The 11,380-nt window shown below is 64.7% G+C and carries 13 protein-coding genes and 1 tRNA gene; all 14 read right to left on the reverse strand.

The window, feature by feature from the left end:
- Positions 1-5: 5 nt before the first annotated feature.
- The 14 genes from nuoK to tpiA all read right to left on the reverse strand — a co-directional run bounded on the left by nuoK (position 6) and on the right by tpiA (position 11,218).
- The gene (gene nuoK / locus ACJ7C5_RS02855; RefSeq protein ID WP_006381125.1) at positions 6-311 is read right to left on the reverse strand and encodes an NADH-quinone oxidoreductase subunit NuoK; all 306 of its coding nucleotides are present in this window, start codon (positions 309-311) and stop codon (positions 6-8) included.
- Positions 308-964 (reverse strand): NADH-quinone oxidoreductase subunit J, encoded by a 657-nt coding sequence (locus ACJ7C5_RS02860; protein ID WP_093999837.1) that lies wholly within the window; start codon positions 962-964, stop codon positions 308-310. The genes nuoK and ACJ7C5_RS02860 overlap by 4 nt, the downstream gene beginning before the upstream one ends.
- 9 nt (positions 965-973) lie before the next feature.
- The gene (nuoI, locus tag ACJ7C5_RS02865; RefSeq protein ID WP_006381128.1) at positions 974-1,462 is read right to left on the reverse strand and encodes an NADH-quinone oxidoreductase subunit NuoI; all 489 of its coding nucleotides are present in this window, start codon (positions 1,460-1,462) and stop codon (positions 974-976) included.
- 3 nt (positions 1,463-1,465) lie between these two features.
- Positions 1,466-2,560 carry an NADH-quinone oxidoreductase subunit NuoH gene (gene nuoH, locus ACJ7C5_RS02870; protein ID WP_057499473.1) on the reverse strand — a complete coding sequence of 365 codons (1,095 nt, stop codon included), beginning with the start codon at positions 2,558-2,560 and terminating at the stop codon, positions 1,466-1,468.
- A complete protein-coding gene (nuoG, locus tag ACJ7C5_RS02875; protein WP_412702999.1) occupies positions 2,557-4,791 on the reverse strand; it encodes an NADH-quinone oxidoreductase subunit NuoG in 2,235 nt (744 codons plus the stop codon). The genes nuoH and nuoG overlap by 4 nt, the downstream gene beginning before the upstream one ends.
- Positions 4,788-6,128, reverse strand: a complete 1,341-nt coding sequence (nuoF, locus tag ACJ7C5_RS02880; protein ID WP_005410459.1) for an NADH-quinone oxidoreductase subunit NuoF — start codon at positions 6,126-6,128, stop codon at positions 4,788-4,790. Before nuoF ends, nuoG begins: the two co-directional genes overlap by 4 nt.
- 4 nt (positions 6,129-6,132) lie before the next feature.
- Complete coding sequence (gene nuoE / locus ACJ7C5_RS02885; RefSeq protein ID WP_006381132.1) at positions 6,133-6,660, reverse strand: NADH-quinone oxidoreductase subunit NuoE; 528 nt, start codon at positions 6,658-6,660, stop codon at positions 6,133-6,135.
- A 97-nt stretch (positions 6,661-6,757) separates the two neighbouring features.
- Positions 6,758-8,065, reverse strand: a complete 1,308-nt coding sequence (locus tag ACJ7C5_RS02890) for an NADH-quinone oxidoreductase subunit D (RefSeq protein ID WP_006381133.1) — start codon at positions 8,063-8,065, stop codon at positions 6,758-6,760.
- Entirely contained in the window at positions 8,062-8,811 is a 750-nt protein-coding gene (locus ACJ7C5_RS02895) for an NADH-quinone oxidoreductase subunit C (RefSeq protein ID WP_005410462.1), read from the reverse strand. The genes ACJ7C5_RS02890 and ACJ7C5_RS02895 overlap by 4 nt, the downstream gene beginning before the upstream one ends.
- Before the next feature lie 33 nt (positions 8,812-8,844).
- The gene (locus ACJ7C5_RS02900; protein ID WP_485873428.1) at positions 8,845-9,369 is read right to left on the reverse strand and encodes a NuoB/complex I 20 kDa subunit family protein; all 525 of its coding nucleotides are present in this window, start codon (positions 9,367-9,369) and stop codon (positions 8,845-8,847) included.
- A gap of 20 nt (positions 9,370-9,389) precedes the next feature.
- Positions 9,390-9,794, reverse strand: a complete 405-nt coding sequence (locus tag ACJ7C5_RS02905) for an NADH-quinone oxidoreductase subunit A (RefSeq protein ID WP_006381135.1) — start codon at positions 9,792-9,794, stop codon at positions 9,390-9,392.
- 63 nt (positions 9,795-9,857) lie between these two features.
- Positions 9,858-9,942 (reverse strand) — tRNA-Leu (locus tag ACJ7C5_RS02910).
- 51 nt (positions 9,943-9,993) lie between these two features.
- Positions 9,994-10,431: a preprotein translocase subunit SecG gene (secG, locus tag ACJ7C5_RS02915; protein WP_088026648.1), complete on the reverse strand. Its 438-nt coding sequence runs from the start codon at positions 10,429-10,431 to the stop codon at positions 9,994-9,996.
- Positions 10,432-10,462: 31 nt separating this feature from the next.
- Positions 10,463-11,218: a triose-phosphate isomerase gene (tpiA, locus tag ACJ7C5_RS02920; RefSeq protein ID WP_088026649.1), complete on the reverse strand. Its 756-nt coding sequence runs from the start codon at positions 11,216-11,218 to the stop codon at positions 10,463-10,465.
- Between the last annotated feature and the right edge of the window lie 162 nt (positions 11,219-11,380).

Here is an 11,380-nt window from a genome sequence, read left to right on the forward strand (position 1 = left end):
GTGGATCAGCCCTTCAACGAATCGACTTCGCCGACATTGATCGTGCGGCGGGTACGGAACAGGGTCACCAGGATCGCCAGGCCGATGGCGGCTTCCGCGGCGGCGACGGTCAGGATGAAGAACACGAACAGCTGGCCGGACGGATCGCCCAGCTGACGCGAGAACGCGACGAAATTGACGTTCACCGACAGCAGCATCAGCTCGATCGACATCAGCAGGACGATGACGTTCTTCCGGTTGAGGAAGATGCCGGCCAGGCTGATGGCGAACAGCACCGCGCCCAGCGCAAGCATGTGGCCAAGGGTAATCACGGCTGGGTCTCCTCGCCGGCGGCCGGCTTGCTGTTGCTGTGCACGACCGGTGCCTCGGCGCCCATCTTGACCATGCGCAGGCGCTGACCGGCCTTGACCATGGTCTGCTCGCCCGGGTTCTGGCTCTTCACGCCGGTACGGCGACGCAGGGTCAGCATCACGGCGGCAACCACGGCCACGGTCAGGATGACCGCAGCGAACTCGAACGGCAGCAGGTATTCGGTGAACAGCGTGCGCGCCAGCCAGGTGACGTTGGAGCTGTCGGCGGCGACCGCAGCGGCGTTGTCCGCCGGGAACGGGGTAACCGCCCTGCCCTTCACGCCGATCAGGATCAGCATCTGCACCAGCATGGCCACGGCAACGATCAGGCCGACCGGCAGGTAGCGCACCCAACCCTCACGCATCTTGGTGGGGTCGATGTCCAGCATCATCACCACGAACAGGAACAGCACCATCACCGCGCCGACGTAGACCAGTACCAGGGCGACGCCGAGGAACTCGGCACCCACCAGCAGCCACACGCAGGCGATGGAGAAGAAGGTCAGCACCAGGCAGAGCACGGCGTGAACCGGGTTGCGCACGCTGATCACCGCACCGGCCGAAACCGTTGCCGCGATGGCGAACACCCAGAAAGCGATATTTACCCAATCCATCTCTCGACCTCAGCGGTAAGCGGCATCGGCGGCGCGACGCTCGGCGATCTCGGACTCGAGACGGTCGCCCAGGGCCAGCAGCTGCGGCTTGGTAACGATGTTTTCGCCACGATTCTCGAAGTGGTACTCGAGGATGTGGGTTTCGACGATCGAGTCCACCGGGCAGCTTTCTTCACAGAAGCCGCAGAAGATGCACTTGAACAGATCGATGTCATAGCGCGTGGTACGGCGGGTGCCGTCTTCGCGCTTGGCCGAGTCGATGGTGATGGCCAATGCAGGGCACACCGCTTCGCACAGCTTGCAGGCGATGCAGCGCTCTTCACCGTTGGGGTAACGGCGCAGGGCGTGCAGGCCACGGAAGCGCGGCGACTGCGGGAACTTCTCCATCGGGTACATCATCGTGTACTTGGGCTTGAAGCTGTACTTCAGCGTCAGCCAAAGACCGCCCAGCAGTTCGAGCAGCAGCAGGCTCTTGAAGTAATGGGTAATCCTGTTCATCACTTAGACGCCCTTTTGAATCACGCCGAAGAACACCATGACGGCGGTAACCGCGATCCACAGAATGGCCAGCGGGATGAAGACCTTCCAGCCCAGGCGCATGATCTGGTCATAGCGGAAGCGCGGGAAGCTGGCACGGAACCAGATGTAGGCACTGGCGAAGAAGAACACCTTGACGAACAGCCACGGCGCACCACCCTTCCAGATCCAGTCGACCAGCGGCGAGACGTCGCCGAAGTTGACCCAGCCCTGGACCGGGCTCAGCCAGCCGCCGAGGAAGAAGATCGAGATCAGGAAGCTGATCAGGATCATGTTGGCGTATTCGGCCAGGAAGAACAGCGCGAACGCACCGCCCGAGTACTCGACCATGTGGCCGGCGACGATTTCCGATTCACCTTCCACCACGTCGAACGGCGCGCGGTTGGTTTCGGCAACGCCCGACACCCAGTAGATGACGAACAGCGGGAACAGCGGCAGCAGGAACCAGTCGAAGAAACCGGAATTGCCGGCCTGCGCCATCACGATGTTGCTCAGGTTCAGGCTGCCCGACGCGATCATCACGCCGACCAGGGCGAAGCCCATGGCGATTTCGTAGCTGATCATCTGCGCCGAGGCGCGCATCGCACCCAGGAACGCATACTTCGAGTTGGATGCCCAACCGGCCAGGATGATGCCGTAGATGCCCAGCGAGGTCATCGCCAGCAGGTACAGCAGGCCGGCGTTGGCATTGGACAGCACGATCTGCGAATCGAAGGGGACCACCGACCAGGCCGCGAAGGCCGGAGCCAGGGTGATCAACGGTGCCAGCAGGTAGATCGCCTTGTTGGCGCTGCTCGGCTGGACCACTTCCTTGAACAGCAGTTTGAAGACGTCGGCGAAGGCCTGGAAGATGCCCATGCCCACGTACATCGGGCCGTGGCGGACGTGCATCCAGCCGATCAGCTTGCGTTCCCAGACCACGTAGAAGGCCACCGAGATGATCACCGGAACGGTGATCACCAGGATCTTCAGGATGATCCAGATCAGCGCGCCGATGTCACCAAGGCCAAGCAGCCACTGGTGCAGCGGGTCGACCGCGTTCAACAGCAATTCGTTCATGCAGCCACCACCGTTACGCGAGCGGCACCCAGCGGCGCGGTCGCGCCGTGGCCCGATTCAATCCAGACCGAACCCGCAGCGACGCGGGCGTCGACCACCACCGGCAGGGTAGCCTTGCCGGCATCGGTGCCGACCTTGGCCATCTGCCCTTCCTGCAGCTGCAGGCGAGCGGCATCTTCAGCGTTCAGCACGATGCGCGGGGCGTTGTTGAGCGGATGCGACTGCAGCGCCGGGGCGCGACGGACCACCGCATCGGTGCGGTAGATCGCGGCGGTCGAAGCCACTTCCAGGCCTTCGCCGGCAACCACCGGCTGCGCCGAGGCAGCGACGGCGACCGACACCGGGGCCAGGCTGGCGCGCAGGCCGGCCAGGTCGGTGAAGTCGAAACCTGCTACCGCCAGTTCGCCGCCAAGGGCGCGCAGCACGCGCCAGCCCTCACGGGCTTCGCCCGGCAGCTTGCCGCCGGCACGCGCCGACTGCTCGCGACCATCGAGGTTGGTCAGGGTGGCGTCGATTTCCGGCAGCGCACCGATCGGCAGGATCACGTCGGCAACGTCGCGGGTGGAGACGCAGGCGAACTGGCTGAAGGCCACCACCTTTGCGCCAACCAGCGCCTTGCGCGCGGCCGGGGCATCGGCGAAGTCCAGGCCCGGCTCCAGGCCGTACACCACGTAGGCCTGGCGCGGCTGCGCCAGCATCGCGGCGACGTCCTTGCCGGCCGGCAGCACGCCAGCGCGGGTCAGGCCAACGGCGTTGGCGCCCTGCGGGATGCGGCAGAGCTTGGCACCGGTGGCGGCAGCGAAGTCACGCGCGGCGGCGCGGATCGCGGCAGCCTGCGGGTGGTTTTCGGCAATGCCACCGACGATCAGCACGGTGTTGTTGCCGCCCTGCACCGCCGAACGCAGCTCGGCGTTGGCCAGCGCGTCGACGAACTTCGACGGCGCGACGATCTGCTTGCCGGCGATGCTGAAGGCGAAGTCGAAGTCCACCGGGTTGACGACGTGGATCTTCGCGCCGTTGGTGGTCTGCGCCTTGCGCAGGCGGGCGTGCAGCAGCGGCAGTTCGTGGCGGATGTTGCTGCCCAGAACGACGATGCGGTCAGCGCCTTCGATCTCGGCCAGCGGCAGGCCGAACACTTCGGCGGTTGCAGCGTCGGAGAAATCGCGGTTGTTGATGCGGTGGTCGATGTTGCTCGAGCCCAGGCCCTTGGCCAGGCGGGCCAGCAGCGCGCCTTCCTCGTTCGAGGTGGACGGATGCACCAGCACGCCCAGGTTGTCGCCCTGGTTGGCCTTGAGGATCTCGGCGGCCGCGGCCAGGCCTTCGGCCCAGCTCACTTCCTTCCACTCGCCATTGACCTTGCGCAGCGGCTTGACCGCACGGTCTTCGCTGTACAGGCCCTGGTGCGAGTAGCGGTCACGGTCGGACAGCCAGCACTCGTTCACCGCTTCGTTGTCGCGCGGCACGGTGCGCAGCACTTCGCCGCGACGCACGTGCAGGAACAGGTTCGAACCCATCGCGTCGTGGTAGCCCAGCGATTCGCGCGCGGTCAGTTCCCACGGGCGGGCGCGGAACTGGAACACCTTGTTGGTCAGCGCGCCGACCGGGCAGACGTCGACGACGTTGCCGGACAGCTCGGTGGTCAGCGGCTTGCCGTCGAAGGTACCGATCTGCAGGTTCTCACCGCGGTACATGCCACCCAGTTCATAGGTACCGGCAACGTCGGCGGTGAAGCGGACGCAGCGGGTGCACTGGATGCAGCGGGTCATCTCGGTGGCGACCAGCGGGCCCATGTCCTCGTCCGGCACCACGCGCTTGCGCTCGTTGAAGCGGCTGACCGAACGGCCATAGCCCAGCGACACGTCCTGCAGCTCGCACTCGCCGCCCTGATCGCAGATCGGGCAGTCCAGCGGGTGGTTGATGAGCAGGAACTCCATCACCGAGCGCTGGAACTTCAGTGCCTTTTCGCTGCGGGTGGCGACCTTCATGCCATCCATCACCGGGGTGGCGCAGGCCGGCGCCGGCTTCGGCGACTTTTCCACGTCCACCAGGCACATGCGGCAGTTGGCGGCGATCGGCAGCTTCTCGTGGTAGCAGAAGCGCGGAATCGAAATGCCGGCCTTGTCGGCCGCCTGGATGATCATCGAACCCTTGGGCACGACCAGGGACTTGCCATCGATTTCGATGGTCACGTGATCCGGTGGCACGTTCGGGTTTACGGGTTGCGCGCTCATGCGGCGGCTGCCTCCACCTTCTTGCCGTCAACCATCGAATGACCGTTGACGATGTAGTACTCGAATTCGTCCCAGAACTGGCGCAGGAAGCCCTGAATGGGCCATGCAGCCGCTTCACCGAACGCACAGATGGTGTGGCCTTCGATCTGGCCGGCCACCGCCTTCAGCTGGTGCAGGTCTTCCATCGTGGCCTTGCCGGCGACGATGCGCTCCAGAACGCGGTGCATCCAGCCAGTGCCTTCACGACACGGGGTGCACTGGCCGCACGATTCCTTGTGGAAGAACTGGCTGATGCGGCAAGCGAACTTGACGCAGCAGACGCTGTCGTCGAGCACCACGATCGCACCCGAACCCAGGCCGGAGCCCAGCGCACGGATGGTGTCGTAGTCCATCGGCAGATCCTTCAGCTCGGCTGCGGTCAGCACCGGCATCGACACGCCGCCCGGGATCGCGCCCTTCAGGGTGCGGCCCGGACGCAGGCCACCGGCCATTTCCAGCAGGTCGTGGAACTTGGTGCCGAGCGGCACTTCGAAGTTGCCGCCGTTCTGCACGCAGCCGGACACCGAGAAGCACTTCGGGCCGCCGTTGGCGGTCAGGCTCAGGCCCTTGAACCACTCCGGACCGTTGCGGATGATCGCCGGCACCGAACCGTAGGTTTCGGTGTTGTTGATCGTCGACGGCTTGCCGTAGAGGCCGAAGTTGGCCGGGAACGGCGGCTTGTAGCGCGGCTGGCCCTTCTTGCCTTCCAGCGATTCCATCAGCGCGGTTTCTTCGCCGCAGATGTACGCGCCGGCGCCCAGCGCACCGTAGATGTCGATGTCCACGCCCGAGCCCATCACGTTCTTGCCCAGCCAGCCGTTTGCATAGGCATCGGCCAAGGCCTGTTCGAAGTGCTCGAACGGCTCGTGGTGGAACTCACCGCGCAGGTAGTTGTAACCCACGGTCGAACCGGTGGCGTAGCAGGCGATCGCCATGCCTTCCACCACCGAATGCGGGTTGTAGCGCAGGATGTCGCGGTCCTTGCAGGTGCCCGGCTCGGATTCGTCCGAGTTGCAGAGGATGTACTTCTGCATGTTGCCCTTGGGCATGAAGGACCACTTCAGGCCGGTCGGGAAGCCCGCGCCACCGCGGCCGCGCAGGCCCGAGGCCTTGACCATCTCGATGACCTGCTCCGGCGGGATCTTCTCTTCGAGGATCTTGCGCAGGGCGGCGTAGCCACCGGTCTTCAGGTAGCTTTCGTACGACCACGGGGTGTCGTAATGCAGGGTGGTGTAGACCACCTGGTGCGGCAGCGGCGCGGGGCCGACCGGACCCTTGGATTCGTGGTGATGTGCCATGCCCTTACTCCAGCCCGTCCAGCAGCTCGTCGACCTTTTCCAGGGTCAGACGCTCATGGTAGTGACCGTTGATGACCATCATCGGCGCGCCACCGCAGCCGGCCAGGCACTCTTCCTCGCGCTTGAGGTAGACGCGGCCGTCCGGGGTCGATTCACCGTGCTTGATGCCCAGCTTCTTCTCGCAATGGCGCACGATGTCCTCGGCGCCATTGAGCCAGCAGCTGATGTTGGTGCAGATGGCCACGTTGTTGCGGCCCACCTTCTCGGTCTCGAACATCGAGTAGAAGCTGGCGACCTCGTAGGCCCATACCGGCGGCAGGTCGAGGTACTTGGCCACGCCGGCGATCAGTTCGTCGGTCAGCCAGCCCTCGTTCTGCTCCTGGGCCGCATGCAGGCCCTGCAGCACGGCAGAGCGCTTGCGGTCCGGCGGGAACTTGGACAGCCAGTGATCGATGTGAGCGCGGGTCTTGTCGCTCAGCACCACCATCGGGTCGACGTCGCGCGCCGCCTCGAAATTACCTGTCGCCTTCATCGGCCGACCTCAGCGAAATGCATAACGTGAAATTCCAGAAACTGCGGCGCCGGCTTGCGCCGGCTGCCTGCAGCGGGCGTTGGCGTGGCGGACGGCATTACCGGTCAACCTCGCCGAACACCAGGTCGTAGGTACCGATCATCGCCACCACGTCGGCCAGCATGTGGCCGCGCACGATCGAATCGATCGAGGACAGGTGGGCGAAGCCCGGTGCGCGCAGGTGCACGCGGAACGGCTTGTTGGCGCCATCGGAGACCAGGTAGCAGCCGAACTCGCCCTTCGGCGCTTCCACTGCCGCGTAGGTTTCGCCGGCCGGCACGCAATAGCCTTCGCTGAACAGCTTGAAGTGGTGGATCAGCGCTTCCATGTCGTCCTTCATGTCCTCGCGCTTGGGCGGAGCGACCTTGAAGTTCTTGACCATGACCGGGCCCGGGTTGGCCTTCAGCCACGCCACACACTGCTTGATGATGCGGTTGGACTCGCGCATTTCGGCAACGCGGACCAGGTAGCGGTCGTAGCAGTCGCCTTCCTTGCCCAGCGGGATGTCGAAATCGACGGCATCGTACTTGGCATACGGACGCTTCTTGCGCAGGTCCCAGGCGATGCCCGAGCCACGCAGCATCACGCCGGTCATGCCCCATTGGTGGGCCAGTTCCGGAGTGACCACGCCGATGCCGACGGTACGCTGCTTCCAGATACGGTTGTCGGTCAGCAGGGTTTCGTACTCGTCGACGCGACCCGGGAATTCGTTGGTGAAGTTCTCCAGGAAGTCCAGCAGCGAGCCTTCACGCGAAGCATTGAGCTGCTTCAGCGCCTTGCCCTTGTGCCAACGCGATTCCTTGTACTTCGGCATGTGGTCCGGCAGGTCGCGGTAGACGCCGCCCGGACGGTAGTACGCCGCGTGCATGCGCGCGCCGGAGACCGCTTCATAGCAGTCCATCAGCTCTTCGCGCTCGCGGAAGGCGTACAGCATCACCGCCATCGCACCCAGGTCGAGCGCGTTGGAGCCCAGCCACATCAGGTGGTTGAGGATGCGGGTGATTTCGTCGTACATGGTGCGGATGTACTGCGCACGCTCCGGCGCTTCGATGCCCATCAGGGTCTCGATCGCGCGCACGTAGGCGTGCTCGTTGCACATCATCGACACGTAATCCAGGCGATCCATGTAGCCGATCGACTGGTTGAACGGCTTGGACTCGGCCAGCTTCTCGGTACCACGGTGCAGCAGACCCACGTGCGGGTCGGCGCGCATGATGGTTTCGCCGTCCATTTCCAGGATCAGGCGCAGCACACCGTGAGCGGCCGGATGCTGCGGGCCGAAGTTCATGGTGTAGTTGCGGATTTCCTGCCGGCTCTCGGCGGCGTTGCTGGCGAACGCTTCGCCGGCCTGGTGTACGTGGCTCACTTCACTGCCTCCTGCGCGCGCTCACCTTCTGCGGTCTGCAGACGGGCGTCGTCGCGGATCACGCGCGGCACGCCGACGCGCGGCTCCACCGAGGTGACCGGTTCGTAGATCACGCGCTTCTTTTCTTCGTCGTAGCGGACTTCGACATTGCCGATCAGCGGGAAGTCCTTGCGGAACGGATGGCCGACGAAACCGTAGTCGGTCAGGATCCGGCGCAGGTCCGGGTGGCCTTCGAAGATCACGCCGTACAGGTCGAACGCTTCGCGCTCGAACCAGTTCAGGCCCGGCCAGATGCCGGTCAGCGAGGACACCACCGGCAGCGCTTCGTCAGGGGCGAAGCAGCGCAGGTGCATCATCAGGTTGTGCTGGTACGAACGCAGCTGGGCGACCACGGCGAAACGCTGGGTCGGCATGTGCTGCGGGCGGGCACCGTCGGCACCGTTTTCCTCGGTGGGGAACTCGCCCCACGCGAAGCGGCCCTGGGCCTTGCCTTCGACGCCACGGCTGAAGCCCTGCGAGGACACGTCGGCGGTGTCCCATTCGTCGGAGCCATAACCGAGGTAGTCGACGCCGCAGAGATCCACGGCCTGCTCGAAACCAAACTCGTCACGCAGCGCCAGGGCGGTGGCGTGCCACTCGGCGGCAGGCACTTCCAGCGTCACTTCGCCGCGGGGTTCGACCACGATGACCTTCGCACCAGCGAAACGTGCGGAGAGTCGGTCGATGAAGGATGCTTGCTCTGCCATGGGGGCTTGGCGCGCTCTTGTCAGGTGAAGGGGTCAGCGGGCGATGGTCTGTGTACGCCAGATCTTCTTCTGCAGCTGCAGGATCCCGTACACCAGCGCCTCGGCGGTCGGCGGGCAGCCCGGGACGTAGACGTCCACCGGCACCACGCGATCACAGCCGCGCACCACAGAATAGGAGTAGTGGTAATAGCCGCCACCGTTGGCGCAGCTACCCATCGAGATGACCCACTTCGGGTCCGGCATCTGGTCGTAGACCTTGCGCAGCGCCGGGGCCATCTTGTTGACCAGGGTACCGGCCACGATCATCACGTCGGACTGACGCGGCGACGGGCGGAACACCACGCCGTAGCGGTCAAGGTCCAGGCGCGCGGCGCCGGCGTGCATCATCTCGACCGCGCAGCAGGCCAGACCGAAGGTCATCGGCCACATCGAGCCGGTGCGTGCCCAGTTCAGCAGTGCATCGACGCTGGTGGTGACGAAGCCCTTTTCCAGCAGCGGGTTGTCGCCTTCCGGCCGCAGGATGTCATCAACCCGGCCTTCCGGCGTGGGGTTGTTCATGAGGCCATCGAGAGTCTGAATCACTCCCATTCCAGCGCTCCCTTCTTCCAGACGTAAATGAAACCGAGGAACAGCATGCCGACGAACAGGCCCATGGTGATGAGCGAACGGGCACCCAGCTCCATGAAGACCTGGGTCCACGGCACGATGAAGATGATTTCCAGGTCGAAGACGATGAACTGGATCGCGATCAGGTAGTAGCGCACGTCGAACTTCATGCGCGCGTCTTCGAAGGCCTCGAAGCCGCACTCGTACGGCGACAGCTTTTCCAGATCGGGGCGGCGGGGACCGAGGAATCGGCCAACCAGCATCAGCGTAATGCCGATACCGGTGGCAACGATCAGAAACAGCAGAGACGGCAAATATTCGGCCAGCACAGCGATTCTCTCTTGCCTCTGCCGCTGCGCCTGCAGGCGCTTTGGCATGGGGGAGTGGACGGGAATCTGCCTGGCGCCTTGCGCGCCAGACGAACCCGCTTTACTTACAAATGGTGCCCAAGAGGGGACTCGAACCCCTACGACTTGCGTCGCTACCACCTCAAGGTAGTGCGTCTACCAATTCCGCCACCTGGGCAAACGATCACATCAGACTATCTTCCCGATGCGCCGCGTATTGTAACCGGCTTCAGTCTTTCTGGGAGCCTTCCGAAGGCTTTTCTTCACCAGAAACCGAAGATTCCGCCTTAGCCGGCACATTCGCGGCCGGAACCGGGGCTGCCGGGACCGCATCGGCCTTCGGAACGGCCGGCAGTTCGCCCGCCGGAGCCGCCGGAGCGACTGCCGCCGGGGCGGACATCAGACCCAGATCCTGGTCGGCCGCCGGACGGGTGCCGTGACCGGCATACCAGGCCATGAAGAGACTGATGCCGAAGAACACGACAGCCAGCCACTTGGTCGACTTGGACAGGAAGTTCGAGGCGCCACGCGCACCGAACACCGTGCCCGAGGCACCGGCACCAAAGCCCGAACCCGCCGCCGCACCCGAGCCACGCTGCATCAGGATCAGCGCGATCATGGCCACAGCGACCAGCACGTAGACGACATTGAGGATCAACATCAGCATTGGAAACCGCCCTCGGACAAAACTTCTAGGATTAGTTCGCGGCCGCCGCCCGTGCGATGGCCAGGAAGTCCGCGGCCACCAGGGAGGCGCCGCCGACCAGCCCACCATCGACATCCGGCTGCGCGAACAGTTCCCCGGCATTGTCGGGCTTCACGCTACCGCCGTAAACAATGGGCAGTGAATCAGCGATTCTAGCATCGATACGCGCGACTTCGCCACGGATGAACGCGTGCACCTGCTGTGCCTGCTCCTTGGTCGCGGTACGGCCGGTACCGATGGCCCAGACCGGCTCGTAGGCGACCACGGCCTTGGCGAAACCGGCCGCGCCGACCAGCTCCAGCACCGGCGCCAGCTGGCTGGCGATGACCGCTTCGGTCTGCCCGGCCTCGCGCTGTTCCAGGGTCTCGCCCACGCACAGCACCGGCACCAGGCCGGCATGCTGGGCGGCGGCGAACTTGCGCGCGACCAGCTCGCTGCTTTCATGGTGGTACTGGCGGCGCTCGGAATGGCCGACCAGGCCATAGCGGGCGCCGACCTCGACCAGCATGGCCGCACAGACCTCGCCGGTGTAGGCCCCCTTCTCGTTGCTGCTTACGTCCTGTGCGCCGAAGGCCAGGCCGGTCTCACCGAAGTCCTCGACCAGCTCGCCCAGGTACGGCAGCGGCGGCAGGATCACCACGTCCACCCCCTCCAGCGGCAGCCCGGCGGCGACCTGCCCCAGCAGTTCATTGGCGAATTGACGGCTGCCATGCAGCTTCCAGTTTCCGGCGACGATCTTGCGGCGCATGAGCGGGTGGCTCCTGTGTGAAGTCAGCCGCCCATGATACCTGCTACGGGAAAAACCCGTTTCCTTGTAAGCGGTTACATGGATTTTCAGCCAACGGCACAGCCCCTCGTGGCGGGGTGGGGTTGGTTGGTCGCAGAGAGCCCGGCTGGGTTTTGGGGGACT

This window comes from Nocardiopsis yanglingensis (assembly GCF_045809185.1).
In the GTDB taxonomy this organism is placed as follows: Bacteria; Pseudomonadota; Gammaproteobacteria; order Xanthomonadales; family Xanthomonadaceae; genus Stenotrophomonas; species Stenotrophomonas yanglingensis.

Excerpts from the sequence above, each read along its gene's own strand:
- ACJ7C5_RS02860 (WP_093999837.1), bottom strand. The coding sequence starts at position 964 with ATGGATTGGGTAAATATCGCTTTCTGGGTGTTCGCCATCGCGGCAACG.
- nuoI (WP_006381128.1), bottom strand. The coding sequence starts at position 1,462 with ATGAACAGGATTACCCATTACTTCAAGAGCCTGCTGCTGCTCGAACTG.
- nuoH (WP_057499473.1), bottom strand. The coding sequence starts at position 2,560 with ATGAACGAATTGCTGTTGAACGCGGTCGACCCGCTGCACCAGTGGCTG.
- nuoG (WP_412702999.1), bottom strand. The coding sequence starts at position 4,791 with ATGAGCGCGCAACCCGTAAACCCGAACGTGCCACCGGATCACGTGACC.
- nuoF (WP_005410459.1), bottom strand. The coding sequence starts at position 6,128 with ATGGCACATCACCACGAATCCAAGGGTCCGGTCGGCCCCGCGCCGCTG.
- nuoE (WP_006381132.1), bottom strand. The coding sequence starts at position 6,660 with ATGAAGGCGACAGGTAATTTCGAGGCGGCGCGCGACGTCGACCCGATG.
- ACJ7C5_RS02895 (WP_005410462.1), bottom strand. The coding sequence starts at position 8,811 with ATGGCAGAGCAAGCATCCTTCATCGACCGACTCTCCGCACGTTTCGCT.
- ACJ7C5_RS02900 (WP_485873428.1), bottom strand. The coding sequence starts at position 9,369 with ATGAACAACCCCACGCCGGAAGGCCGGGTTGATGACATCCTGCGGCCG.
- ACJ7C5_RS02905 (WP_006381135.1), bottom strand. The coding sequence starts at position 9,794 with ATGCCAAAGCGCCTGCAGGCGCAGCGGCAGAGGCAAGAGAGAATCGCT.
- secG (WP_088026648.1), bottom strand. The coding sequence starts at position 10,431 with ATGCTGATGTTGATCCTCAATGTCGTCTACGTGCTGGTCGCTGTGGCC.
- tpiA (WP_088026649.1), bottom strand. The coding sequence starts at position 11,218 with ATGCGCCGCAAGATCGTCGCCGGAAACTGGAAGCTGCATGGCAGCCGT.